The sequence below is a fragment of the Methylobacterium sp. ME121 genome (assembly GCF_000974725.1).
Classification (GTDB): Bacteria; Pseudomonadota; Alphaproteobacteria; order Rhizobiales; family Beijerinckiaceae; genus Methylobacterium; species Methylobacterium radiotolerans.
This window is the reverse complement of record NZ_BBUX01000036.1, coordinates 26,492-51,315: the sequence shown is the minus strand read 5'-3', so window position 1 is coordinate 51,315 and position 24,824 is coordinate 26,492. Positions and strand designations below refer to the sequence as shown.

Here is a 24,824-nt window from a genome sequence, read left to right as displayed (position 1 = left end):
GTCAGGCGGACTCCAGCTCGGCGGCCGCGTCGCTCTCGAGGGCGAAGGCGGCCTTGAACAGGGCGCGGGTGTAGGGGGTCCGGGGATTCGCGAAGATCGTCTCCGCGGCGCCCTCCTCGACCACGTGGCCGTTCTGCATGACGATCACGTAGTTGGCGAGCGCCCGCACCACCTTCAGGTCGTGGCTGATGAACAGGTAGGCGAGTCCCCGCTCGCGCTGGAGGTCGCGCAGCAGGGTCACGATCTGTGCCTGGACCGAGCGGTCGAGGGCCGAGGTCGGCTCGTCGAGGACGACGAAGCGGGGGTTGAGCACCATAGCCCGGGCGATGGCGATGCGCTGGCGCTGGCCACCGGAGAACTCGTGCGGGTAGCGGTCCATGGCGGCCGGATCGAGCCCGACATCGGTCAGTGCCTTGGCGACCACGGCCCGGCGCTCCGCCCGCGAGCGCGCGGCGCCCTGCACCACCAGCCCCTCGGCCACGATGTCGGCCACCGACATGCGAGGCGACAGCGAGCCGTAGGGATCCTGGAAGACCACCTGCATGTCCTTCCGCAGCGGGCGCATCTGCGCCACGCCGTAGCCGTCGATCGCCTGGCCGAGGAAGACGATCGGCCCCTCCGAGCCCGTGAGCCGCAAGAGGGCGAGGCCGAGGGTCGTCTTGCCCGAGCCGGACTCGCCGACGACGCCGATGGTCTCGCCGGTCCGGACCCGCAGGGAGACGCCGTCCACGGCCCTGACATGGCCGGTGACGCGTCGGAGCAGGCCCGACTTCAGCGGGAACCAGACCTTCAGGGGGCCGGCCTCCAGGAGCGGCGCGGCGTCGGCCGGGACGGGGTTGGCCCGGCCCTTGGGCTCGGACGCGATCAGGCGGCGCGTGTACTCGTGCTGCGGGTCCGCGAAGACGGCCTTGGTGGCGCCGGCCTCCACGATCCTGCCCTTCAGCATCACGCAGACGCGGTCGGCGATGCGCTCGACGATGCCGAGATCGTGGGTGATGAACAGCATCGCCATGCCGAGGCGCTTCTGCAGGTCGGCGAGCAGCGCCAGGATCTGCGCCTGCACGGTCACGTCGAGGGCCGTGGTCGGCTCGTCGGCGACCAGGAGGTCGGGCTCGCAGGCGAGCGCCATGGCGATCATCACGCGCTGGCGCTGGCCGCCGGAGAGCTCGTGCGGGTAGGCGCCCATGCGCCGCTCGGCGTCGCGCAGGCCCACGAGTTCCAGAAGTTCCAGGATCCGCCGGCGGGCCGCCTTGCCGGTGAGGCCGCGGTGCAGGCCGAGCACCTCGCCGATCTGCCGCTCGATCGTGTGGAGCGGGTTCAGCGAGGTCATCGGCTCCTGGAACACCATGGTGATGTCGGCGCCGCGCACGTCCCGCATCGCCCGCTCGGGCAGCCGTGCGAGGTCGCGGCCCGCGAACAGGATCCGCCCGTCCTGACGGGCCGCGGGGTCGAGGAGGCGCAGGATCGCCAGCGCCGTCACCGACTTGCCGGACCCCGATTCGCCCACGAGCGCGACGGTCTCGCCCCGGCGGATGGTGAAGGAGACGCCGTCGACCGCCACGGTCTCGCCCTCCCGCGCGCGGAACGCCACGGAGAGGTCCTCGACGGCGAGGAGCGGCTGGGGATCGGCCTCTGACATGAGCCCCTTATAGCGCGCCCGGCCCCGGACCCTAGTCCGCGCGGACGCCGCACGGGGTCGAGCGGGGAGGGCCGCGCGGACAGAGCCGGCCGGACGGATCCGCCGGCAGCCTCGGAAGATCGGCTCGGCGCCCTGCGGCGCCGCGGAGCTACCGCACGGGCGCCCCGGGATCGATCGCCGGCAGCTCGTTCGCCGGGAGCCCCGTTCCCGCCTGGGCCTGCGGCCCTGCGGCGCCGCGGGCGCGGTTCGCGAGGGCCACGGTCAGGCGCTCGGCGGTCTCGGGCTGCATCACCGCCAGCACCTCGGACATCTTCCGGGAGTTCATGGCCAGCACGATCGGGACCAGCACGTCGAGCCCGAGCCGGTCGAACACCCGGGCGGCGTCCTTGGGCTTCATCGCCTCGTACATCGTGACGATGTTCTTCAGGCCCTGCTTCTCGGCCTCCTCCTTGGCCTTCGCGGCGGCGTCGACCTTGTCCTCGGCCTTCTTGAGGTCGCCGAGGCCGGTCTCGAGCTTGCGCTCGGCCTCGCCCAGCATCTTCTCGCGCAGCTCCAGCTCGTCGCTCTTCTGGCGCAGGGCGTCGCGCCGGGCGCCGAGCTTCTCGAGGAGCAGGCGTTCGGTCGGCGAGGCCGGGCTCCCGGCCGCGGGCGGTCCGGGCCGCGGCGGGGGCGGCTCCGGCGCCTTCTCGGTCGCGGCGGCCGGCGCCTCCTTGGCGCCCACCGATCCGGTCGTCACCGGGTCGAAGGGCTCGTAGCCGGTGCGCGCCCGGGCGACCGCGCGCCCGTACTCCGGCAGCGCGGCGCTCTCCGGCAGGCCGGCCTGCAGCAGGCTGAGCAGCTTGAGCACGAGCAGCCCGCCGGCCGCGAGCGCCACGGCGTCGATGAGGCGCAGCCGAAACTGCCGGACGGGCTTCCGGCGCGCGCGCCGCTCCGGCGTCGCGGCGCGGCGTATCCTCTCCTCGGGATCCGGCTTCGGCGGCGGGATCTTCGGGGCCTTGACCCCGGTCACGCGGCGCGCGCCCGGACGCGGGCGAGGGCGCGCTCGCTCATGGCGAGGGCCGCCGCGGCCGCCACGCCGAGGCGCTCCCCGTTCGGACCGGCGTGCTCCGGCCGGCGCTCGGCCGGGATCTCCGGCGCGCGCGTCGGCTCGGGGACGGCCTGCGGCGCGGGCCTCGGCTCCGGCGCGGGCTCGGGACGGACCGGCACGGCGCGCATCTGCGCCACGATGGCGCCGATGCGGGTGATCACGCCCTCGCCGGCCTCGACCTGCAGCCGCAGCTCGCCGGCGCGGATCGTCGCGGTCTCCAGGCTCGCGTTCAGGGTGCGGTCGCCCTCGTCGATCGCCGCCCGCAGGCCCGCGATCGCCCGCTCGGCCGTTCCGGTCGCGACCATCAGGTCCCCGATGGTCTGGCGGAGCGCGGCCTCGTCGCCCTTCATCTGACCGATGCGGCGCGAGAGCCGGAGGGACGTGACGATGGTCGCCGCCAGGAGGACGGCGACCAGGATGTCGGCCGCGAGGGTGACGAAGAGACTCATGACCGGACCCTCATCGGCACTAGCTGTCCGAGCGGTTGTTCATCGAGGCCTCGTAGGCCTGGATCGTCGTGCGGGAGCGGCGCAGCGGCCGGGTGACCTGGACGGCGATATGCCCGTCGACCCGGCCGATCCGCCCCTGGGTGAGCGCCCAGTCGCCGCAGCGCACGGTGATGAGGTCCGAGGGCTTGGCGTCGAACATCAGCGTCTCGCCGACCTTCAGGCTCATGACCTGCTTCAGCGGCAGCATCATCTCGTGCAGCACCGCGTCCATGGTCACGTCGGCCTGCCAGATCTCGGTGGCGAGGTGACCCTCCCAGACGTGGTCGCGGCCGAGCTTCTCGCCCATGAAGCTCTGGGTCAGGAGCTCCCGGATCGGCTCGATCGTCGCGTAGGGGAACAGGATCTGCAGCATGCCGCCGCGCCCGTCGACGTCGAGGCGCAGGCTGATCAGGATCGCGGCGTTGCCCGGCCGCGTGATGGTGGCGAAGCGCGGGTTGGTCTCGATCCGGTCGATGCCGAAGCTCACGGGCGAGAGCGGCTGGAACGACATCTCCAGGTCGCCCAGCACGATCTCCACGAGGCGGCGCACCAGCGTCATCTCGATGGCGGTGAAGGGCCGCCCGTCGAGGCGGCTCGACGAGCCGCCGCGCTTGCCGCCGAGCAGCAGGTCGAAGGTCGCGTAGGCGAGGTTCGAGTCGACCGTGACGAGGCCCGAGTTCTCCCACTGCTCGGCCCGGAACACGCCGAGCAGCGTCGGCAGCGGGATCGCGTTCAGGTAGTCGCCGAAGCGCACCGAGGTGATGTTGTCGAGGGTCACCTCGACGTTGTCCTGGAACAGGTTGCGCAAGGAGGTCGACAGCAACCGGATCATCCGGTCGAAGACGATCTCCAGCATCGGCAGGCGTTCGTACTGGACGACGCCCGAATCGACGATGGCCTGCACGCCCCCGGCCCCGGAGGCCGAGAGCTCGCGCATGGAGAAGCCGAGGACGCCGTCGATCTCGTCCTGGTTCAGCACCCGGTCGTTGCCGGCGAGTTCGGGGAGGTTGTCGCTCTCCCCGTCCTCGATCATCGTCGCCCATTCGGCGGCGACGTCGCCCGCGTTGCGCGTGGTGCCCTGCTCGGCGAGCGCCGCGCCCCATTCCTCGGCCAGCGACGTGTCGCCGCCCTCGGCACCCTGCTCCAGGAGTGCTGCCGACCAGTCGTCCTCGGGGAGTTCGTCCTCGGGTTCCATCAGGCGTGCTCGATCGGGGCCCGGCGCGGCGCGGCGCTCGAGGAGAGGACCGGAATCGCGGGCGCGCTCACTGGACGATCACGTCCTTGAACAGCACCGCGTCGACCTTGGCGGGGTACAGGGCGATGTTGACCCGGCGCAGCAGCTCCTCGCGCAGCCGGAACAGGCCCACCGAGTTCGTGATGTCGCTGGCGCGCAGCTCGCGCATGTAGACCTGCAGCGCGTCCTCGACCCGGGGCATCAGAGGCCGCACCTCCTCTTCGACCTTGGCGTCCTTCAGCTCCAGGGAGATCCGGACCTTCGCGAACCGGCCCTTGTCCTGCGGCAGCTCGGGCGAGAGGTTGAGGAGCATCTCGCGCACGTCGACGAAGACCACGGGCTTCTTGCCCTCCGGGCCGGCGCCCTTGGCGTCGCCGCCGCCGTGCCCCCCGCCGTGGTCGCCGCCCTGCGCGGCTTGCTTGCTGTCGCCGCGGCCCATCATCACGAACGCGCCAGCGCCGGCGCCGCCCACGACCAGGACCGCGACGGCCACCATGATCATGAGCTTCTTCTTGCCCTTCGGGGCGCCCTCGGCTCCGGTCTCGCCTTCCTCGGCGGAGGCCTTCTTCGGCTTCTTGGCCATGGAATAATGCTCTCTCGCGGGAGACTGCGCGCCAGGTACACCTGGATATCGGAGCATCACGGTTAACGTGCCGTTAAGGAGGCAATTCCTGCCGGGTCAGGTTTGCCGCGGCGCAGCCCCGGCGCGGCCGGAAGTCCCCGGCAAAGCTAATCAAGTCTCTGTCACAGCGATAGAATTTGCCGCGATTGAGGTTGGCACAGCGGATGCTGAATGGATCGTTGCCGCCTCCGCGGCCCGCGAGTCCCAGAGTCCACGATGCAGAATGCCCTCTTCGTCGGCGTGTCGAGTCAGATGGCGCTCCAGCGCGAGCTGGACGTGATCGCCAACAACATGGCGAACGTCTCGACCACGGGCTTCAAGGCGCGCAACACCCGCTTCGAGGAGTACCTCATGCCGGTGGCCAGCGCGGACTCGTTCGCCCGGCCCGACCGGCGCCTGTCCTACGTCATCGACCAGGGCACCACCCTCGACCTCGGGCAGGGCCCGATCGAGCAGACCGGCAACCCGCTCAACGTGGCGGTCAAGGGCTCGGCCTTCATCGCCGTGCAGTCCCCCCAGGGCGAGCGCTACACTCGGAACGGCGCCTTCGAACTCGACGCGCAGGGCACGCTCGTCACCAGCGACGGCTACAAGGTCGTGGGCGAGGGGGGGCCGATCAGCATCAACCCGCAGGAGACCGGCCTCGCCATCGGGCCCGACGGCACCGTCTCGACCAATCTCGGCATCCGCGGGCGGATCAAGCTCGTGACCTTCGCCAACCCGCAGCGGCTGACCAACGAGGGGGCCAACCTCTACGCCTCGCCGGAGCCCGCGCGCGCCGCAGGGATCGACGGGCGCCTCGAGCCCGAGTCGCTGGAGCGCTCCAACGTCCGCCCGGTGATCGAGATGACCCGGCTCATGGACGTGAACCGGTCCTACGCCATGGTGTCGAGCATGATCTCGCGCCTCGACGACCTGCGGGGCACGGCGATCCGCCGCCTCGCCGACGTCGCCTGAGGAGGCCTGACCGATGCGCGCCCTCTACTCCGCCGCCACCGGCATGGCGGCTCAGGAACTCAACGTCCAGGTCATCTCCAACAACATCGCGAACCTGCGCACCACCGGCTACAAGCGCCAGCAGGTGCACTTCCAGGATCTGCTCTATCAGAATCTGCGCCGGGCCGGCGCCTCGACCTCGCAGCAGAACACCCAGCTCCCGGCCGGGCTCAGCCTCGGCTCGGGCGTGAAGACCACCTCAACGGCCCGCGTGATGTCGCAGGGGACGCTCTCCTCGACCGAGAAGGATTACGACGTCGCGATCCGCGGCGACGGGTTCTTCCGGGTGACGCTGCCGGACGGCCGCACCGCCTATTCCCGCGACGGCTCCTTCGACCTCTCGGCCCAGGGCCAGCTCGTCACCCGCGACGGCTACCTCCTCGATCCGGCGATCACCGTGCCGCAGAACGCGACGTCCGTGACGATCAGCGCCACGGGCGCCGTGCAGGCGAACATCCCGGGCCAGACGGCGCCGCAGGCGCTGGGCCAGTTCCAGCTGTCGCGCTTCGTCAACAAGGTCGGCCTCGAGTCGATCGGCGACAACCTGTTCGTCGAGACCGCCGCCTCCGGACAGGCGATCAGCGGCCTGCCGGGCGCCGACGGCTTCGGCAACCTCCAGCAGAGCTACCTGGAGGAGGCGAACGTGAACGCCGTCACGGAGATCTCGTCCCTGATCGCCGCGCAGCGCGCCTACGAGATGAACTCGAAGGTCGTCACCGCCGCCGACCAGATGCTCTCCACCACCACGCAGATGTTCCGCAGCTAATCGCGCGACCCGCACCCCGCTTCAGGCCCCTGACCATGTATGCCGGCATGCATCCCGACCCGCTCGATCCCGATTTCGAGACCCTCGACCTGCCCCGCGTCGCCGCGGGGGACGGGGACGACATCAGCCCGATCGTCCGGCGCGTCCCGCCGCGGGTGATGCCCCTCGGCGGCGCCGTCATCCTGCGCGCGGTGCTGGCCTTCCTGACCTTCGCGGTCCTCGGCGCCCTGGCGATCCCCGCCATGGCGCGGGCGGACGTCCTGCGGCTGCGCGGCGACGTCACCGCCCGCGGCGACGTCCTGACTCTGGCCGATCTCGTCGAGGGCGCACCCGATCGCCTCTCCACGCGCCCCCTGTTCCGCGCGCCCGCCCTCGGCGCCACCGGGACGATCCAGACCCGTCGCATCCTCGACGCGGCGTCCGCCCTGGGCCTCACCGGCCTGGAGACCGGCGGTCGGCTGCAGATCGCCGTGCAGCGCGCCGCCCGCCGCCTCGGCCCGCCGGAGATCGAGGCGGCGCTCAAGCGCGGCCTCGAGGTCGGCTACGGGCTCAACGTGCGCAACATCGCGGTCCGCTTCGACGGGGACGGCCCGACCCTGCTGGCGCCGGTGGACCTCGAAGGGCAGGCCGTGGCCCTGGACCTGACCTACGACCCGCGGACGCGCCGCGTTGCGGGCCTCGTCAGCCTCGGCGAGCGGCAGGCGTCGCTGCGCGTCTCCGGCGTGGTCATGGAGCTGCGCGAGGTCGCGGTGCTCACCCGGAACCTCAACCGCGGCGAGCCGGTGAAGGAGGGCGACGTCGCCCTGGAGCAGCGCCCGCGCGACTCCGTCGCGCCCGACGCGCAGGGGAGCGTGACGACCATCCTCGGCGAGGTCGCCCAGAACACGCTGATGGCCGGCACCGTGCTGCGGGTCACCGACACGGCTCCGCCCGAGCTGGTAGCGCGCGGCGAGACCGTGACCATCGTGTACGAGACGCCGAGCATCAGCCTGTCGATGCGCGGCCTGTCGAACGATTCCGGCCGCATGGGCGCCGTCGTCAACGTCGTCAACGTCGCCTCCAAGAAGATCCTGCAGGCCACCGTGATCGGCCCCGGCCGGGTCTCGGTGAGCCCCAGCCCCGCGGCTCAGCAGGCCGCCGCCGCCCCGGTCCAGGCGACCGCGTCCCTGCGCTGACCGCCCGCCCTGCACGCGTCGAAGAGTGATTGCCCGATGGCCCGTCGCACCGTCCTGAACCCGCTCGCCGCCGCTCTGATCGCCGGCGCGCTCGGGGCCTGCAACACCGCCGACCGCCTCTCGCAGGTCGGCGCGACCCCGGCGCTGTCGGCGATCGAGGACCCGACGGCGCAGCCGGGCTACAAGCCGGTGCGGATGCCGATGCCGGACGTGCAGCCGGTCTCCTACGCCCCGAACTCGCTGTGGCGCACGGGCTCCCGCGCGTTCTTCAAGGATCAACGTGCCGCCAAGCTCGGCGACATCCTGACCGTGAAGGTCAAGGTCACCGACCAGGCGAACATCAGCAACGAGACCAAGCGCTCCCGGGCCAACACCGAGAGCTTCGGCCTGCCCAACGCCCTGGGCCTGGAGAACAACACGGTCGGCAAGTCCTTCGGCGTCGGCAGCACCGCGCTGCTCTCCGCCACCTCGGCCACCGCCAATGACGGGGCCGGGTCGGTCCAGCGCACCGAATCCGTCACCACGAACGTCGCCGCGGTGGTGACCCAGGTCCTGCCCAACGGCAACCTCGTGGTCGAGGGCAAGCAGGAGATCCGGGTCAACTTCGAGGTGCGCGAGATGATCGTCGCCGGCGTGGTGCGGCCCGAGGACATCGAGTCCGACAACACCATCGACTCGGCCAAGATCGCCCAGGCCCGCATCGCCTACGGCGGCCGGGGCCAGATCACCGACGTGCAGCAGCCGCGCTACGGCCAGCAGATCGTCGACATCCTGCTGCCGTTCTGAGGCCCCTCAGCCCGGCTCCTCCGGCTCCGGCCCGCGCGTGACGTCGAGGCCGGAACCGGCGCCGGGGGGCGGCCCGACCTTGACGGGCGTGCCGGTCCGGGCCGCCTCGTAGATCGCCTCCATCAGGACCTGGTCCTGCAGCCCCTCCTCGCCGGGCGTGCGCGGCCGCAGGTTCTCCTGGATGCACCGCGCGAAATGGTCCAGCTCCAGGGCGAACTGGTTCTTCGGGCTCAGGACCTTCTCGTCCCGGGCGGCATTCTTGCCGTCGCGGTGGCCGACATAGAGACGCTGGCCCTGGTAGGCGAAGGCGTTCTGGAGATCGACGGAGGCGGTCCCGGTGTGCAGGGTCAGGCTCCGCGCCTCGTAGACCCCGTAGCTCGACAGGCACTGGGCGATCACGCCGGACGGGAAGTGGAGGGTGAAGCTCGCCGTCTCCTCGACCTCGCGGTACTTGGGATCGTCCGGCGGCGAGTGGATCTGGGCCTGGATCAGGTTCGGCTCCTCGCCGAGCACCGCGCGGGCGGTGTTCAGGCAGTAGAGCCCGATATCCGGCAGGGATCCGCCGCCCGCCAGCGCCTTCCGCAGGCGCCACTGCTCCGGCAGTCCCGTGGTCTGGCCGTTGAACGCCTGGATCAGCCGGGGCCGGCCGAACTCGCCCGAGCGGGCGAGCTTGATCACGGCCCGGTTGTGGGGCTCGTACTGGCACCGGTAGGCGATCATCAGCTTGACGCCGGCCTTCGCGCAGGCCGCGATCATCTCCCGGCACTCGTCCGAGTTCACGGCCATCGGCTTCTCGCAGAGGACCTGCTTGCCGGCCGCCGCGGCCGCCACGACGTTGTCCCGGTGCACGCCGTTCGGCGTGACGATGTAGACCGCCTGGACATCGGGGTTGGCCTTCAGGCGGTCCCACGCGTCGTAGCCGTAGACGGCGTCCTCCGGCAGCCCGTACTGCCGCGCCACGAGCTTCGCCTTGTCGGGTGAGCCCGACATCACCGCCGCGAGACGGGCGCGCTTGGTCTCGCCGAAGGCCGGCAGGATCTCGTCGAGGCTCAGGCGCCCGAGACCCACGACGCAGTAGCCGACGCGCTGGGCCGGCGGCTGCGGCGCCGGGCTCGGGGCGGGCGGCCTGTCGCCCGGCCCGCGCCAGTTCGGGAACATCACCCGTCCGCCCTGAACGGCGCCGGTATCGGCGGGAACCGAGGGGCCAGGCGGGGCGGCCTGCGCGCCGCCGCCCACCGCGGCGCCGGCCAGGGCGCCTCCGGCCGCGAGGAGAGTGCGTCGTGAGAGCCGGGTGTCGTCCGCCATGTGCCTCGCCGTGTTGCCGGATCGGGAGGGCCGCGCCCGGGGCGCCGCCCGCGCCGGGAACCGCCGGGTGGCGGGACCGCGCCCTCAGTGAACGCGACCCGGCTCCGGGCTGTTTCCGTCGAGCAGCGCGGCGCGCAGACGCGCCACCTCCGCCTCGCTGGCGGCGAGCCGGCGCGCGATCGCCTCGGGCTCCGTCGCCGCGCGGGTCTCGGCGAAGCCGAGGCCGACCGACTCGCCCGACCGCCAGGCCACGAAGGCGCGCCGGGCCTCGCCGCGACAGGGGATGAACAGCTCGACGCAGTCGGAGAGCACGGCTTCCGCCGGCAGCCGGACTCGCGCCCCGTCGAGGGACACGTCGCGGACCGTGCAGTCGATCTCCGGCAGGAAGGCCGCGACGCGCAGCCGACCGCCCAGGCAGACGCGGCGTCGGGCAGTACGGCGGCGCTCGGGCACGATCGCTTGACCCTGGTGGTTCCGGTTGCGGGGACAACCACCATCCAGCCTGGACGAGCCTCGCCCGTCCACTTTAACCGCGCGTTTACCTTAACGCCGGGCTCAGGCGGGCGGCGGCGGGTCGGGCGCCTCGACCTCGCCGCGGCGCTGCAGCTGCAGGGCGACGAACCAGCACAGGGAGGCCCAGGCGGCGCCGATGCACCAGCCGGCCAGGACATCGCTCGGCCAGTGCACGCCGAGATAGATGCGGCTGATGCCGACGAGGAGCGTCACGCTCACCCCGAGCGCGAGGACCAGCGCCTTGGCGCGGCGGTTGCGCTCGACACGGGCGATCAGCGTCGCCAGGGTCAGGTAGGCGATCGCCGACATCGTGGCGTGGCCGCTCGGGAAGCTCGCCGTGAACACCTCCATGCCGTGGGGCACGAGGTCCGGCCGCGGCCGATGGTAGAAGATCTTCAGCACCGTCGAGACCAGCTCGCCGCTGCCCACCGCGGCGAGGACGTAGAGGCCGATGCGCCGGCGCCCGGACACGCCGAGATAGGCCGCCACCGCGCAGGTCAGGAACAGCACGGTGAAGACGCTGCCGAGCCCGGTGATGTCGCGCATCGATTCCTCGAGCCAGGGCGGCCCGATCGGGTCGGCGAGATCGGCGGGGTTGCGCAGGGCGAGCAGGATCCGCCGATCGAGGGCCGCGGTGGAGCCCTCGCCGACCTCGTGCGCGAGGTAGAAGAAGCCGTAACCGAGGATGCTCAGGCAGAGCAGGGCGACGAGGGGGCCGACCTCGTTCAGGCGCAACCGCAGCCACACTGCCAGGGCGGGCTCGATCAGCCGGTTCTGCCGCAGGTTGCCCGGCGCCCTCATGCTGCCGTCCTCCGGCGCGCGTCGATAACCATCAGGTATTCTCTCCGAAGGGCAGGCGGGCGACGGCGTCCCAGGGGCCGCCGCGGTAGCGCCAGAGCAGGGTGCCGGGCGCGGTGAAGCGGAACGGCGCGAACCCGGCCGAGAGGTCTGCGTGCAGTGCCCGGGCCGTGTCCGGCGACACCTTGTTCTGCACCGTGACGTGCGGGCGCCAGCCCTGCCGATCCTGGGCGGTCAGGTGGGCGGCGAATTCCTGTGCGAGACGGGCCCGGAACCGCGCCAACGCGTCGGAGTCGAGCGCGTAGGCGACGCCGCGGCCGGTGAAGCGCAGGCCGGTCACCGCGACCTCCGGCGGCGGCACCGTGCGGGCAAGGGCGGTGATCGCCTCGATCACGCCCCGCTCCCGATCCCCCGGCAGGTGGTGGAACAGCGTCGCGTGCGCCGGGATGCGGTTCAGGGCTTCGGGGAAGTGGCGCCGCCGCTCGCCGTCGAACCGCGCGAAGGTCGGTTCGTCGAAGGCGAGCGTCAGGATCAGGGGGTCCGCGTCGATCATCGGGGCCAGATGGCGCCCGCGGGTCTCAGGTCCAGTACAGGATCCGCGCTGCCGGCAGGTCGCGGGCGAGGCACGCGGTGAGATGGGCGCGCATGGCCTGCATCAGGGGCTTCGGGAAGACGTGCTTCACCGAGCCGAACTTCGTGCGCTTCTCGACGCGCTCCGCCTCGTCGAGGGGCAGGTCCGAGCCGGGATACCAGCCGCGCAGCACCGCCTTCGAGCCCGGCGTGAACCGGTGGGTGATGAGTTCGGCGGTGAGATCCAGATCGGGCACGCCGGCCAGCGCGTCGGCGGCGGCGCGGATCAGTCCGGCATAGGCGCCCTCCCAGTCCGGGACGGGCAGGATCGGCGCGACGGTGAGGCCGACCGGATAGCCGGCCCGCGCCGCCGCCGCCATGGCGGCGAGCCGCGCGTCGAGGGGATCGGTGCCGCCCTCGTAATGCGCGGCCGCCCGCGGATTGACCGAGAAGCGGATGCGCGTGCGCCGGTTGTGCGGCAGGTCGAGGAGCGGCTCGACCGCGGCGAACTTGGTGGTGAAGCGCAGCTGCACCGGCGCGTCCCAGGCGCCGAAATGCCGGATCGCCGCCGAGAGCGAGCCGGTGAGGTGCTCGATGCCGAGGGGATCGGTGTAGCAGGACGCCTCGAAGGTGGTCCCCTCCTGGGCCCGCTCGGCGGAGGCCGAGGTCACCGCGCCGCGCCCCGCGTAGTCCGCGAGGCTGCCGAGAATCGCCGCCAGATTGGCGTAGGCGCGGGTCACCGGCGGCCCGGACAGCGAGCCCGCGAGGTAGCAGTACTGGCAGTGGGCTGGGCAGCCCTCGGCGAGGTCGAAGCGCCAGTCGGCCGAGGGCGGGATCGGCTGCAGCCGCAGCTTGGTCGGCGGCGCGACCGTGAGCGCGAGGGTCGCCTTGGCGGCCGCGTAGGCCCGGCGAGGATCCGCCTCGCGTGGGCTCGGCAGGCGGTTCGACGGCAGCCGCTCCACCGGCAGGCCCAGCGCCTCGGCGCGGGCCAGCATGGCTCGCCCGTGAGCGTGCTCGAGGGCAGCGGGCATCACCAGCACCCGGCGCGGGCGCCACAGGCGCGCCGGGCGATCGGGCGCCGGGCCCGGGCGCTCCGGGCGATCGCGGGTCTCAACGGCCGGGGCGGGCGAGGGCGGCATGCCTGACGAACGCGCGGTGCCGGCACCGGGTCCGGCCTAGTCGCCCGGTCGCGGTGCGGCTAAAGCACCGTCATGGCTGCAGGCAGGGAGAGCGTACATGTCGGCCGCGACGGCTGGTTATTCCTCACCGGAGGGACCAACCGGGTCATGGACCGGTATCGCGGCGGCCTGCGGCACTGGCTGCTGCTGCGCGGCTGGACGCGGCTGATCAGGGCCCGCGCGCGGCGGGCCGAGGGCCTCGGCATCCGCTGCCTCCACGTGATCGTGCCGGAGAAGCTGTCGGTCTACGACGACAAGACCGACGGCCTGCGCTACGCCCCCGGCAAGGCCTCGACCCGGCGGCTGGCCCGGAGCCTCGCCCGGGACCCGGCCTATCTCGATCTCCTCGCCCCGCTCCGCGCCGCCCGGAACGGACCGGTGCCGCTCTACCTGCGCACCGACACCCACTGGACGGCGCAGGGCTGCCTGCTGGCCTACCGCGAGATCATGCGGGCGCTCGGGGCGATCCCGCCGGCCGATATCGGCGCGCGTCCGGGCATCGTCTCGGACCAGCTGATGGACCTCGGCGAGAAGCTGCCCGATCGGCCGCGCGAGCGCCTGGAGCGGTTCATGCTGCAGCGCGACGCGACGCGGGTGGAGACCGGGCCGCTGCTCGCCGCCTACGAGGCGGAGGGGCGCGACCGGGAGGTGCATGTCGGCGCGCATGTCGTCTACCGGAACGCGTCAGCGACGGCCGACCCGCGCCGGCTCGTCCTGTTCGGCGATTCCTGCGCCCATTTCGACCCGTTCCTGCTGACCGGGCTGCTCGCCGAGAGCTTCAGCGAGGTGCACTTCGTCTGGTCGTCGAGCCTCGACTGGGCCTATATCGAGCGGGTCCGGGCCGACATCCTGCTGTTCGAGCTGGCCGAGCGCTTCCTCGCCAAGCTGCCGAAGGACGATTTCGACGTGGCCGTCGCCGGCCAGCGCGGGACCGGCGGCCGCCTCGCGAAGCTCCGGACCGGCGGCCTCGGCGCCGTCGGACGCGGGGCGCCGCCTCAGTAGATCGCCGGATCCAGACGGGCGAAGTCGGCGACGCTCGCCGCTTGGTACTTCGCGAAGGATTCCGGCGCGCACGCGATGCCGATCATCAGGACGAGGAGCGTCGCGAGGCACGCGAGCGTCGCGGTGACCACGTCGGCGTGGCGCCGCAGGGCGTGGATCACCAGGCACCCGAACGTGAACAGGGCCGCCTCGGCGACGGGCACCAGCGCGAACGACATCACTTCACCTCCATCGATCCCCCACCGGGTCGGGCAGCTGCGGCACGCGCACGGCGACGGGTGGGTGACGCGACAGATGGCCGAGTTTGCTGCACCGCAACAGACGGGCGAGCGCAGGCCTGCCTTGCGTGGCGTTCGCGGGCTACGGGGGACCGCCCGAGGGCGGCGCGACCCCGGATCGACATGGCGCGTCGCGTGCCGCTCCGCACGCGCCTTCACACCGGCCGCGCGAAGCCCATCTGGTCGGATAATTCGAGCAAGCGGAGACGACGATGGGCCTCCTCGTGGACGGCATCTGGTGCGACCAGTGGTACGACACCGCCGCGACGGGCGGCCGCTTCGAGCGCAAGGCCTCCGTCTTTCGCAACTGGGTCACCGCCGACGGGTCGCCCGGTCCATCCGGCGCGGGCGGCTTCCGCGGCGCGCCGGGGCGCTACCACCTCTACGTGTCCCTGGCCTGCCCCTGGGCGCACCGCACGCTGATCGGCCGCGCCCTGAAGGGGCTGGAGGACGCGATCTCGGTCTCGGTGGTCGACCCGCACATGGGCGCGGAGGGCTGGGTCTTCGGCGACACGCCGGGCGCGACGCCGGACCCGATCCACGGCGCCCGGCGCCTCTACGAGGTCTACCTGGCGGCGGATCCGTCCTACAGCGGCCGCGTCACCGTTCCGACCCTCTGGGACCGGGAGCGCGCCACCATCGTGTCGAACGAATCCGCCGAGATCCTGCGGATGCTGAACGACGCCTTCGGAGGGACCGGCCCCGACCTCTATCCGCCGGACCTGCGCGCCGAGATCGACGCCGTGAACGCCCGCGTCTACGACCGCGTGAACAACGGGGTCTACAAGGCGGGCTTCGCGACGAAGCAGGAGGCCTACGCCCAGGCCTTCGAGGCCCTGTTCGCCGAACTCGACGCGCTGGAGGCGCGCCTCGACCGGAGCCGCTACCTCTGCGGGGAGCGGCTGACCGAGGCCGACATCCGGCTGTTCACCACCCTGGTGCGGTTCGACGCCGTTTATGTCGGGCACTTCAAGTGCAACAAGCGCCGGATCACCGACTACCCGAACCTGTCGAACTATCTCCGCGACCTCTACGCGTTGCCCGGCGTCGCGCCGACCGTGAACCTCACCCACATCAAGCGGCACTATTACGAGAGCCATCCGACCATCAATCCGACGGGAATCGTGCCCCTCGGGCCGGAGCTGGACTTCGCCGCGCCGAACGATCGGGCCCTGCGTTTCGCGGGCTAGGGTCGGCCCCGATCGTGCTGCGACGGCCTGCAAGACCGGCCTCTCCGGTCCGGACGGCCGCGACATGCCCCCTCTCCCGTGCGGGAGCGGGGGATCCGCGCGTCGTTCCGCCCGGCGCGCCCCGACTCACCCGCCGTCGAGCCGGTTCTCGGGCGGAGACCCTCGACGGCAGTCGCCGCGCGCCTAGTTCGGCTCTCAACCGGAGGATGCCCGACACGCCATGACTGACCGCCTGCGCCTCGCGCTGCTCTGCGCCCTCGTCAGCCTGCCCTCCGCGGCCCGCGCCCAGGCGGCGCTGCGGCTGGAGGGGACCTGCGAGAAGCTCGTCATCGGCACGCAGGACCTGAGCGGTGCCTGCAGCAACGTCCTGACGAACGCGGTCAGCCGCAACCGCACGAGCTTCGACTTCACCACCGCCGACGGCCAGACCCTCAGCTTCAGCGGCAACGGCGCCCAGCAGGAAGCCACCGAGGAGACCGATCCGCTGCAGCCGATCAACGTCGTCACCACGGGCAAGGACGGTGCCCCGATCCTCGCGATCGGCGCCTGCCGCTTCTCGACACCGGAGCCCGGGCGCACCGCGATCACCTGCGAGGCCAGCACCGCCGACGGGCGCCCCTTCGCCGGCACGTTCGTGACCGCCGCCAAGGCGGCGGCAGGAGCGCCGGCCGCCGCGCCGCCGCGCTGAGGATACCGGTCTATGGGCTGGTCAGATCGGGGCGGAAGCCCCATTTAAGGGGCTCCACGAAAAAGGTTCCGAAGCCAGACCGATGCTCAACGACACCCTCGCCGCGGGCGGTGCCCCGGCCGGCGACACCGGCTCCCTCATCAAGGACACGACCACGGCGAGCTTCCGTCAGGATGTCATCGCCGAGTCGATGCACCGGCCGGTCCTGGTCGACTTCTGGGCGCCCTGGTGCGGGCCGTGCAAGCAGCTCACGCCGGTTCTGGAGAAGGTGGTCCGGGAGGCCGCGGGCGCGGTCGTCCTGGCCAAGATGAACATCGACGAGCATCCCTCGATCGCCGGTCAGCTCGGCATCCAGTCGATCCCGGCGGTGATCGTCTTCCAGAAGGGCCAGCCGGTCGACGGCTTCATGGGCGCGGTTCCGGAGAGCCAGATCAAGGAGCTGATCGGGCGCGTGGCCGGCCCGCAGCAGGATCCGCTGGAGGCGGCCCTCGCCGACGCGGCCGCCCTGATCCAGGAGGGCGACCTCGCCGGCGCCGCCGAGATCTACGCGGCCGTGCTGGAGCAGCAGCCCGACAACGTCACCGCGCTGGCCGGCCTCGCGAAGATGCAGCTCGACGCGGGCGAGATCGAGAACGCCAAGCGCGTGCTGGCGATGGTTCCGGAGGCGAAGGCCGGCGACCCGGCGCTCGTCGGCATCCGCGCCGCCCTGGAACTCGCCGAGCAGGCCGCGTCGCTGGGCGATCTCGCGGGCCTGCAGCGGGAGGTCGAGGCGAACCCCGACGCCCATCAGGCGCGGTTCGACCTCGCGCTCGGGCTCGCCGCCCGGGGTGAGCGCGGCCAGGCCGTCGATCACCTGATCGAGCTGCGCAAGCGCGACAAGGACTGGAACGAGGACGGGGCGCGCAAGCAGCTGCTGCAGTTCTTCGAGGCCTGGGGTGTGATGGACCCGGACACGATCCGCGGCCGCCGCAAGCTCTCGGCGCTTCTATTCTCGTGAGGCACCGGCTCGCACCCCGGCCCACCGATCGGCCCCTCTGGGAGGCGCCATGAGCACCCATGCGAGCTACAAGGGCCCTGCGGACTGCCCTCCCGTCATCCCGGTCTTCCCGCTGTCCGGCGCGCTGCTGCTGCCGCGGGGACAGATGCCGCTGAACATCTTCGAGCCGCGCTACCTCGCGATGGTCGACGATGCCATGCGCACCGACCGGATCATCGGCATGATCCAGCCCGATCCCGAAGGTTCGAGCGGGGCGAACCCGAAGCTCTACCGCGTCGGCTGCGCGGGCCGCGTGACCCAGTACGCCGAGACCGGCGACGGTCGGTACCTGATCTCGCTCACCGGCGTCACCCGGTTCCGGGTCGAGAGCGAGCTGGCCTCGATCGGCCCCTATCGCCGCTGCCACGTCTCCTACGACGAGTTCGCGGTGGACTTCGAGCCGCGGGCGGGCGAGGAGCAGGTTGACCGTGACGGCGTCCTCAAGGCGCTGCGCGATTTCGTGGAGTCGAACGACCTCAAGGTGGACTGGGCCGGGATCGACGAGGCGCCCGACGAGGCGCTGGTCAACGCCCTGTGCATGATGAGCCCGTTCGGGGTGCGCGAGAAGCAGGCGATGCTGGAGGCTCCCGACCTGAAGACCCGGGCCGAGATCCTGATCGCGGTCACGCAGATGGAACTGGTTCGCGGCTCGGGCCCCGAGTCGCCGATGCAATAGGTTGCCTCACCGATGTCCAACGATCTCACCGCCCCCGTCGAGGCGACCCGCGTCGACCCGAAGCTCCTGGAGATCCTCGTCTGCCCGCTGACCAAGGGCACCCTCGAATACGATTCGGCCCGGCAGGAGCTGATCAGCCGCTCGGCGAAGCTCGCCTACCCGATCCGCGACGGGATCCCGATCATGCTGCCCGAGGAAGCCCGTCCGCTGATTGACTGAGCGCCACCGGCCGCTCCGGCCGTCGCGCGGCGGAGCGGCCTGACACGACGCGCGGGACGGGCGGGGGACTGGAATGCTGCCCGCGCCCGCTGGCAGATCCGAACGCGGCCGGCCCGGACCTTCCGATGCTATTTCGCCGAGAGCCTATTCGGCCTCCGGCGCCCGGGGCACGCCCGCGGAGAGGGGATCAGGAACAGTTCGAAGGCGCTCGTCCGCGGGCCCGGCGGCTCTGGTCCTCCCCGTTGAGATGCTGGGCTACCTCCGCGCGTGTCCGTGATGAGCGGAGACCTGGACGGCCCGATCGCCAGATCAGGCGACAGCATCGGCGGCGTCGAGCTTGACCATTCTTCGCGGGCTCCTCAGCCGTAATCTATCTTGAACAGGCGGGAGGCGGCCATACTCTTGCCGCTTCCATCGTTCAGCGTCGGGTCATCCTCGATCGATGATTGTGACCGTGCACGCCGCTCCGGGCGGCGCTCGCTTCGCTGAAAGATTGCATCGCATGATTAAGCTGACCGCGGTCGCGGCTCTCGCCGCCGGCCTGTCCCTCCCGACGTGCCTGCCCGCCAGCGCGGGGCCGAGCACGCATAACGGGCGGTGGTCGGTGGAGCTCGTGACGGAGAGCGGCCTGTGCAGCGCCCGCTACACCTACGCGCTCGCCATCCGCGAGGGGCAGGTGCAGCTCATTTCCGGCAGCGCCGGGGCACAGGTGAACGGCCACGTGCGGCCCGACGGCAGCGTCGGCATCACCGTCAGCAACGGGACGGCGAGCGGCACCGGCACCGGGCGGCTCCAGGCCGGCAGCGGCGCCGGCACCTGGAAGGTCTCGTCCCTGTGCTCCGGTCACTGGACCGCGCGGCGCAGCGACACCCGCACCGCGCAAGCCGATTGAGGTCGCTCAGGCCGCCGCGGCGAGCCAGCTGCGCGCCTCGTCGATGCGGGCGCGCTCGAACACCTTGATCTGTGTCGGCGAGACGAAGTTGAAGGTCTCGGCGAGCGCCTTCAGCCAGGGCGCGTCCGTGACCAGGGCGACGTGGCTGACGCTCTTCATCATCGAGAACCCGAAGCGCGGGTCCTTGAAGAAGGCCGCCGGCTCCATGCCCTCGAAGGCGCGGATATCCTCGAGCAGCTTGATCTTGCCCCCCTTGTCGAGGTCGGCCTTCATCGCGGTCATCGCCGCGTTCATCTCCTCGTCGGTGATCTTCCCGTCGACCACGATCTCGGCGACATTCGAATCCGGCGTCTTGGTGTAGGTCAGCACTGATCGCTCCTCCGGGAACCGCACGCGTCCCGTAGCCGGTCTCCGACCAGGGTCCGCCGCCCGTGACCTGAGCCATACCCGATCGCGGGACGAACCGGTATGGCCCTGGACCCTCGCTCTGACGTGCCTCCCGACGGCGAACCGGCGTTCACAAGGCCGGGGGGGTCCGCGAAGTCTCCTACAAAAAGCTCTGCGGGTCGACATCGATGGCGACCCGCACGTTGCCCCGCACCTTCGGGCCCCGGGCGATCCAGGCGCGCAGGTAGGCCTGGAGATCGACGTTGCGCTCGGTCTTCACGAGCAGCCGGAAGCGGTAGCGGCCGCGCACCAGGGCGAGCGGCGCCTCGGCGGGCCCCAGCACCATCACGCCCTCCGGCGGCTCGGCGGCGCGGGCCAAGGCCTGACCGTGCGCCTCCGCGACCTCGCGCTCGCTCGCCGAGACGATCAGGGCCGCGAGCCGCCCGAACGGCGGCAGGCCGGCCGCCTCGCGGGCCTGGATCTCCTCCGCGTAGAAGCGCTCGGCGTCGCCCGAGAGGAGCGCCGCGATCACCGGGTGGTCCGGCTGGTAGGTCTGGACCAGGGCGCGCCCGGGCTTCTCGCCGCGTCCGGCGCGCCCGGTGACCTGCTGGAGCAGCTGGAAAGTCCGCTCGGCTGCCCGCGGGTCGCCCGATGTCAGGCCGATATCGGCGTCGAGGACGCCGACCAGGGTCAGGTACGGGAAGTTGTGGCCCTTGGCCACGAGCTGCGTGCCGATCACGACGTCGCACTCGCCCGCCGCCACCGCGTCGAGTTCCTGGCGCAGACGCTCGGCGCCGCCGGGGAAGTCGCTCGACAGGACGACGATGCGCCGGTCGGGGAACATCTCGGCGGCCTCTTCGGCAATCCGCTCGACGCCGGGCCCGCACGCGGTGAGATTGTCGAAGGTCCCGCACTCGGTGCAGGCCTCCGGCCGGCGCTCCGCGTAGCCGCACTGGTGGCAGACCAGCGCCCGGCGGAACCGGTGCTCCACGAGCCAGGTCGAGCAGTTCTTGCACTGGTAGCGGTGGCCGCAGGCCCGGCAGAGGGTCAGCGGCGCGTAGCCCCGGCGGTTGAGGAACAGCAGCGCCTGCTCGCCGCGCTCCAGGGTGCTCTTCACGGCGTTGACCAGCGGCGGGCTCAGGAAGCGGCCCCGCTCGGGCTGGTCGAGGCGCATGTCGATGGCGGCGATGTCGGGCAGGCGCCGCCCGCCGAAGCGCTCGGGGAGCAGGACGTGCCGGTAGCGCCCCCGCGCGGCGTTGACGCGGGTCTCGATGGCGGGCGTCGCCGAGGTCAGGACGACCGGGCAGCCCTCGAGGCGTCCGCGCACGACCGCCATGTCGCGGGCGTGGTAATGGACGCCGTCCTCCTGCTTGTAGGCGGTCTCGTGCTCCTCATCGACCACGATCAGGCCGAGCCGCGCGAAGGGCAGGAACAGGGCCGAGCGCGCGCCGACCACAACGAGCGCCTCGCCCTCGGCCACGGCGGCGCGCAGGCGCTCGCGCCGCCTGCCGCCGATCCCCGAATGCCACGCGGCCGGCCGGACCCCGAACCGCGCGGCGAACCGGTCGAGGAACTGCGCCGTCAGGGCGATCTCGGGCATCAGGATCAGTGCTTGGCGCCCGGCGCGGATGCAGGCCGCCACCGCCTCGAAGTAGACCTCGGTCTTGCCCGAGCCGGTGACGCCCTCCAGCAGGACCGGGCGGAGATCGTCGGCTTCCCGCGGCTGCGGCCGGTCCAACGGGAAGGGCGCGACGAGGGCCGACACGGCCTCGGCCTGCGCGGGCGAGAGCGGCGCCCGCGGGAAGTCCGGGTCGGGCCGCGGCGCGACCGGCTCGGGCTCGACCGCCACGGTCTCGAGGACGCCGTCATCGATCAGCCCGTCGACCACCGAGAGCGAGACGCCGGCCTCCTTGGCGAGCGCGCTCTTGCCGCGCAGGGCGCCGTCGGCCGCCGCGGCGAGCACCTTGGTGCGGGCCGGAGTCGGCCGGGACGGGGGCTTGTCCGTGAGGCGCACGGCGACCCGGGCGGTCTCGCCGGCCGCCGCCTCGTCGGGCAGCCGCAGCACCATGGCCAGCGCCGAGCCCTTGGGCGCCAGCGTGTAGCGGGCGATCCAGTCCACGAGGCTGCGCAGCGGGTCCGAGAGGGGCGGGTAGGGCAGGCGGCCGGTCACCGGCCGGAGGTTCGAGCCGCCGGGCGTCTCGGCGACGCCCCAGACGACCCCGACGATCTCGCGCGGGCCGAGCGGCACCTGGACCACGTCGCCCGCGGCGAGGTCGAGCCCGGCCGGCGCCACGTAGCTGTAGGGCGTATCGAGGGCGAGCGGGATCAGGATCTCGGCGACGACGGGCATGCGGGGCTTTTCGGGCGGGTCCGTTCCGGGTCCGTACCATAGGCGCGGGAAAAGAACCCGCCGCTTCAGCGATCCCGCAGCGCCGGCACGAGCGGCAGGGCCGCGAGACTCAGCGCCGCCATGGCCCAGAAGGCCGGTGCGCCGAACGCGCCGTACAGAACCCCGGAGGCCAGGGTCGCCGCGACCCCTGAGAGGCCGAGGCCCAGCGTCCCGTAGAGCGCCAGCGCGGTCGTCCTAAGATCGGCCGGCGTCGACGCCTCGATGAGCCTCAGGCAGGCGAGGTGCAGGAGGGCGAAGCTCAGCCCGTGCAGGGATTCGACGGCGGCCAGCCACGGGATCGCGGTCGTGGATCCCAGCACCGCCCAGCGCAGGGCCCCCGCGCAGGCCGCCACCGCGACGCCGGCCGCGGGGCCGATCCGCGCCAGCAGGGGCGGCCCGACCAGCAGGAACACCAGGACCTCGGCGGCCACCGAGACCGACCAGAGCAGGCCGGCGGTGGTCGCCGCGATCCCGGCGGACCGCCACAGGATCATGGCGAAGCCGTCGTGCATCGCGTGCGCGCCGATCACCAGGCCGGCGACGAGCACCGTGCGGCGGAAGCGCGGCAGGGCGACCAGGGCGGCGAAGCCGTGCCACGGCGCCCCGGCCCGAGCCGCGACGCCCGGGCCGGCGGGCAGGGCCAGGGCCGCCGCGCCGGCGGCCAGGAACAGGCTGCCGCTCGCCACGAGGGCGGCGGCGAGGCCGTAGAGGCCGATCAGCCAGCCGGCCGCGGCTGTGCCGGCGATGAACGCGGCCGAGCCCGCGCCGCGGACCCAGCCGTACTGGAACGCCGCACCGCCCCGTGCGGCGGCCAGCGCGAGCGCGTCGGCGAGGGGCGCCGGGGCCGCGGTGCCCGCCGCGTAGAGGAGCGCCGGACCGATCAATTGCGCCAGCCCGGCGCCGGGCAGGTGCGCCAGGGCGCTGAGCCCGGCCAGCGCGAGACTCGCTGCCAGGACGGATCGGCCGGCCCGGTGGCGGTCGGCGAAGGCGCCGGCCAGGGGCCCGATCCCGAGGCGCAGGGCGCCCGCGGCCGCGAGGAGGAGACCGATCTCGCCGGGTGTCAGACCGCGCGCGGCGAGGAAGCCCGGCAGCACCGGCGACAGGACGCCGTAGGCGCCGTAGAGCGCCGCGTACAGGGCGAGAAACCGGGCGAGCCCGCCGCGCCGTTCCGCGCTGCTCCCCTCGGCCCTCATCGGGATGTTCGCACCGGACGGGTCTTCACCCCGTCATTCCGCGCGGGGGACGGCCTGCCCGGGACGACGGCGCCCGGAGCGAGTCCTCGAGCAAAGTCCCGCACGCCACAGTCTCCCGCCCGGACGGGCGGAGCCTAGCATTGCGGGACGGGCCCGCGTCAGCGGCTCGGCACGGCGTTCTCAGCAGGGCCGGCGGACGGCGTAGCGGTAACGCCGTCCCTGCGCGTCGAGCAGCTCGCTGTCGGGCCCCTCCTGCCACACGACCTCGTCCTCTGGACCCGCCGCGTCGGTGAGGGTCGCCCCGCGGACGATGTCGAGGCTGAGTCCGAACCCGTAATTGGTGGCGGTCGCGTCCGTGATCGCGGCCGAGATGTCGGCCTCGTCGGGCAGGCAGGCGAACAGGACGCCGTCGGCGATGGCGAGGGTGTAGGTTTGCACGGATGGCCTCCAGGAGGCTCGAGGAGCGTGGACCGGCATGCGAGCGCCCGAACCTAGGCATCGCGGCCGCGAAGTGAACCCATCCCACCGAAATGCTGCATTGCACCATTTCGTGAGCGCAAGCTCCGCGCAAGCTCGCCCCGCCGCGCCTCAGCGCCCGAGATGCCCATCGAAGAAGCGCGCCATCTCGCCGAACACCTCCCGGGTCTCGGGCGCGTCCGGCGTGAACAGGTACTGGGCGTGGGACATGCCCTCGAACACCTGCAGCGACGCGTCGATCCCGGCGGCGCGCAGCTTCCGGTGGGTGCGCACCGTGTTCGACAGGAACAGGTCGCGGGTGCCGGTGACCAGGATCGCGGGCGGCAGGCCGGTGAAGTCGCCGTAGATCGGCGAGAGCTGCGGGTCCTTCAGGTCGCGGCCGGCGGCGTAGAGCTTCGCGGCCGGCGTCAGGTAGCCGTGATAGCTGACGAGGACGTTGTCGAGCCACTCGTTGGTCCGGTAGCTGTCGCCGGTCTCGGTCATGTCCGACCAGGGTGTTCCGAGGCCGATCGCCGCCGGCAGCGCCAGACCCTCGGCCTTGGCGCGCAGCATCAGGGCCAGGGTCATGCCGCCGCCCGTGGAAGTGCCGAAGACCGCCATGTTCCCGGGCTTCTGCATGGACAGCATCGCCCGCCACACGGCGGTGGCGTCGTCCATGGCCGCCGGGTAGGGGGCATCCGGCGGCATGCGGTAATCGACCGAGATGACCTTGTAGCCGCCGAGGCCGGCCATCAGGATCGCCTCCAGCGTGCCGGCTTCGCCGGGATTGTAGACGTAGCCGCCGCCGTGGATGTGCAGGAGCAGCCGGTTGCGGTTCGCCTCGGGTATCTGCCGGGGCTGAACCACGAAGGCCTTCACGCCGCCGATCACCGCGGCCTCGCTGGTGACGCCGAGCTTCTCGCGCAGGGCCGGGAGGGTGGCGGCTCCGGCAGCAGCGAGCTTGTCGACCAGCGCCTTCCAGGCCGCGGCGTCCGGCGGGTTCGCGTTCCAGGCCGGCACGCGGTAGGGCGCCGCCACGGCGGTTCGGAACTGCGGGCTCGTCGTGTCGGGCACGGGCACGACCTTGGCCGGGACCGTCCGCGGACCCGGGGCGGCGTTGGCGGCACCCATCTCGGCTTCCAGTTGCTCGAAACCCGGAGCCGGCCTCTCCGCCGGCGCGGCCTGCCCGAAGGCGACCTGGGTGCCGCAGGCGATCATCAGCAGCGCGGACAGGCTCGAACGCATCTCGGTTCCTCCAGCG

General features: G+C 72.3%; 27 protein-coding genes. 11 read left to right on the top strand and 16 right to left on the bottom strand.

Annotated features, from left to right (window positions below):
- Position 1: 1 nt before the first annotated feature.
- The 5 genes from ME121_RS20460 to fliL all read right to left on the bottom strand — a co-directional run bounded on the left by ME121_RS20460 (position 2) and on the right by fliL (position 5,031).
- Positions 2–1,639 carry an ABC transporter ATP-binding protein gene (locus ME121_RS20460; protein WP_053620735.1) on the bottom strand — a complete coding sequence of 546 codons (1,638 nt, stop codon included), beginning with the start codon at positions 1,637–1,639 and terminating at the stop codon, positions 2–4.
- 148 nt (positions 1,640–1,787) lie between these two features.
- Positions 1,788–2,648: a MotE family protein gene (locus tag ME121_RS20455; RefSeq protein WP_245337916.1), complete on the bottom strand. Its 861-nt coding sequence runs from the start codon at positions 2,646–2,648 to the stop codon at positions 1,788–1,790.
- Positions 2,645–3,175 carry a DUF6468 domain-containing protein gene (locus ME121_RS20450; RefSeq protein ID WP_012317822.1) on the bottom strand — a complete coding sequence of 177 codons (531 nt, stop codon included), beginning with the start codon at positions 3,173–3,175 and terminating at the stop codon, positions 2,645–2,647. The genes ME121_RS20455 and ME121_RS20450 overlap by 4 nt, the downstream gene beginning before the upstream one ends.
- Before the next feature lie 19 nt (positions 3,176–3,194).
- Positions 3,195–4,412, bottom strand: coding sequence for a flagellar motor switch protein FliM (fliM, locus tag ME121_RS20445; RefSeq protein ID WP_085985309.1), 1,218 nt, complete (start codon positions 4,410–4,412; stop codon positions 3,195–3,197).
- A gap of 64 nt (positions 4,413–4,476) precedes the next feature.
- Complete coding sequence (gene fliL, locus ME121_RS20440) at positions 4,477–5,031, bottom strand: flagellar basal body-associated protein FliL (protein ID WP_012317824.1); 555 nt, start codon at positions 5,029–5,031, stop codon at positions 4,477–4,479.
- Between the two features lie 255 nt (positions 5,032–5,286).
- Here fliL and flgF point away from each other — a divergent pair, with 255 nt between their 5' ends.
- The 4 genes from flgF to flgH are packed head-to-tail and all read left to right on the top strand — an operon-like array spanning position 5,287 to position 8,793.
- On the top strand, positions 5,287–6,027 hold the full coding sequence (flgF, locus tag ME121_RS20435; protein WP_012317825.1) for a flagellar basal-body rod protein FlgF: 741 nt from the start codon (positions 5,287–5,289) through the stop codon (positions 6,025–6,027).
- Between the two features lie 13 nt (positions 6,028–6,040).
- The gene (gene flgG / locus ME121_RS20430) at positions 6,041–6,832 is read left to right on the top strand and encodes a flagellar basal-body rod protein FlgG (RefSeq protein WP_024830946.1); all 792 of its coding nucleotides are present in this window, start codon (positions 6,041–6,043) and stop codon (positions 6,830–6,832) included.
- 35 nt (positions 6,833–6,867) lie between these two features.
- Positions 6,868–8,007: a flagellar basal body P-ring formation chaperone FlgA gene (gene flgA, locus ME121_RS20425; protein WP_206406919.1), complete on the top strand. Its 1,140-nt coding sequence runs from the start codon at positions 6,868–6,870 to the stop codon at positions 8,005–8,007.
- Between the two features lie 36 nt (positions 8,008–8,043).
- A complete protein-coding gene (gene flgH, locus ME121_RS20420; RefSeq protein WP_012317828.1) occupies positions 8,044–8,793 on the top strand; it encodes a flagellar basal body L-ring protein FlgH in 750 nt (249 codons plus the stop codon).
- Positions 8,794–8,799: 6 nt separating this feature from the next.
- On the opposite strand, the gene ME121_RS20415 is transcribed toward flgH, so the two are convergent.
- The 5 genes from ME121_RS20415 to ME121_RS20395 all read right to left on the bottom strand — a co-directional run bounded on the left by ME121_RS20415 (position 8,800) and on the right by ME121_RS20395 (position 13,010).
- Entirely contained in the window at positions 8,800–10,098 is a 1,299-nt protein-coding gene (locus ME121_RS20415) for a Gfo/Idh/MocA family protein (RefSeq protein ID WP_012317829.1), read from the bottom strand.
- An 84-nt stretch (positions 10,099–10,182) separates the two neighbouring features.
- Entirely contained in the window at positions 10,183–10,551 is a 369-nt protein-coding gene (locus tag ME121_RS20410; protein WP_024830944.1) for a PilZ domain-containing protein, read from the bottom strand.
- A 102-nt stretch (positions 10,552–10,653) separates the two neighbouring features.
- Complete coding sequence (locus ME121_RS20405) at positions 10,654–11,412, bottom strand: phosphatase PAP2 family protein (protein ID WP_012317831.1); 759 nt, start codon at positions 11,410–11,412, stop codon at positions 10,654–10,656.
- Between the two features lie 31 nt (positions 11,413–11,443).
- Positions 11,444–11,962 carry a 2'-5' RNA ligase family protein gene (locus ME121_RS20400; protein WP_012317832.1) on the bottom strand — a complete coding sequence of 173 codons (519 nt, stop codon included), beginning with the start codon at positions 11,960–11,962 and terminating at the stop codon, positions 11,444–11,446.
- 25 nt (positions 11,963–11,987) lie between these two features.
- Positions 11,988–13,010 (bottom strand): SPL family radical SAM protein, encoded by a 1,023-nt coding sequence (locus ME121_RS20395; RefSeq protein ID WP_085985332.1) that lies wholly within the window; start codon positions 13,008–13,010, stop codon positions 11,988–11,990.
- A 180-nt stretch (positions 13,011–13,190) separates the two neighbouring features.
- Between ME121_RS20395 and ME121_RS20390 the strand changes: the two genes are divergently transcribed.
- Positions 13,191–14,159 carry an alginate O-acetyltransferase AlgX-related protein gene (locus tag ME121_RS20390; protein WP_024830942.1) on the top strand — a complete coding sequence of 323 codons (969 nt, stop codon included), beginning with the start codon at positions 13,191–13,193 and terminating at the stop codon, positions 14,157–14,159.
- On the opposite strand, the gene ME121_RS20385 is transcribed toward ME121_RS20390, so the two are convergent.
- The gene (locus tag ME121_RS20385) at positions 14,153–14,377 is read right to left on the bottom strand and encodes a hypothetical protein (RefSeq protein WP_012317835.1); all 225 of its coding nucleotides are present in this window, start codon (positions 14,375–14,377) and stop codon (positions 14,153–14,155) included. The genes ME121_RS20390 and ME121_RS20385 overlap by 7 nt on opposite strands.
- A gap of 272 nt (positions 14,378–14,649) precedes the next feature.
- Between ME121_RS20385 and ME121_RS20380 the strand changes: the two genes are divergently transcribed.
- The 6 genes from ME121_RS20380 to ME121_RS20355 all read left to right on the top strand — a co-directional run bounded on the left by ME121_RS20380 (position 14,650) and on the right by ME121_RS20355 (position 19,138).
- Positions 14,650–15,627 (top strand): glutathione S-transferase family protein, encoded by a 978-nt coding sequence (locus ME121_RS20380; protein ID WP_029360915.1) that lies wholly within the window; start codon positions 14,650–14,652, stop codon positions 15,625–15,627.
- 220 nt (positions 15,628–15,847) lie between these two features.
- A complete protein-coding gene (locus tag ME121_RS20375; RefSeq protein ID WP_059409512.1) occupies positions 15,848–16,315 on the top strand; it encodes a hypothetical protein in 468 nt (155 codons plus the stop codon).
- Positions 16,316–16,397: 82 nt separating this feature from the next.
- Positions 16,398–17,312: a thioredoxin gene (gene trxA, locus ME121_RS20370; RefSeq protein ID WP_012317838.1), complete on the top strand. Its 915-nt coding sequence runs from the start codon at positions 16,398–16,400 to the stop codon at positions 17,310–17,312.
- 49 nt (positions 17,313–17,361) lie between these two features.
- Positions 17,362–18,027: an LON peptidase substrate-binding domain-containing protein gene (locus ME121_RS20365; RefSeq protein ID WP_012317839.1), complete on the top strand. Its 666-nt coding sequence runs from the start codon at positions 17,362–17,364 to the stop codon at positions 18,025–18,027.
- A 12-nt stretch (positions 18,028–18,039) separates the two neighbouring features.
- A complete protein-coding gene (locus ME121_RS20360; protein ID WP_024830940.1) occupies positions 18,040–18,246 on the top strand; it encodes a Trm112 family protein in 207 nt (68 codons plus the stop codon).
- 502 nt (positions 18,247–18,748) lie between these two features.
- Complete coding sequence (locus ME121_RS20355) at positions 18,749–19,138, top strand: hypothetical protein (RefSeq protein WP_012317841.1); 390 nt, start codon at positions 18,749–18,751, stop codon at positions 19,136–19,138.
- A gap of 6 nt (positions 19,139–19,144) precedes the next feature.
- Here the strand turns inward: ME121_RS20355 and ME121_RS20350 are convergent, their stop codons facing one another.
- From ME121_RS20350 to ME121_RS20330, 5 genes are all read right to left on the bottom strand, one after another.
- The gene (locus ME121_RS20350) at positions 19,145–19,507 is read right to left on the bottom strand and encodes a SpoIIAA family protein (protein ID WP_012317842.1); all 363 of its coding nucleotides are present in this window, start codon (positions 19,505–19,507) and stop codon (positions 19,145–19,147) included.
- A 178-nt stretch (positions 19,508–19,685) separates the two neighbouring features.
- Positions 19,686–21,875 (bottom strand): primosomal protein N', encoded by a 2,190-nt coding sequence (locus ME121_RS20345; RefSeq protein ID WP_059409511.1) that lies wholly within the window; start codon positions 21,873–21,875, stop codon positions 19,686–19,688.
- Between the two features lie 65 nt (positions 21,876–21,940).
- Positions 21,941–23,107, bottom strand: coding sequence for an MFS transporter (locus ME121_RS20340; RefSeq protein ID WP_059409510.1), 1,167 nt, complete (start codon positions 23,105–23,107; stop codon positions 21,941–21,943).
- Between the two features lie 180 nt (positions 23,108–23,287).
- The gene (locus ME121_RS20335) at positions 23,288–23,545 is read right to left on the bottom strand and encodes a hypothetical protein (protein WP_012317845.1); all 258 of its coding nucleotides are present in this window, start codon (positions 23,543–23,545) and stop codon (positions 23,288–23,290) included.
- Between the two features lie 150 nt (positions 23,546–23,695).
- Positions 23,696–24,808 (bottom strand): alpha/beta hydrolase, encoded by a 1,113-nt coding sequence (locus ME121_RS20330; RefSeq protein WP_029360919.1) that lies wholly within the window; start codon positions 24,806–24,808, stop codon positions 23,696–23,698.
- Positions 24,809–24,824: the final 16 nt, after the last annotated feature.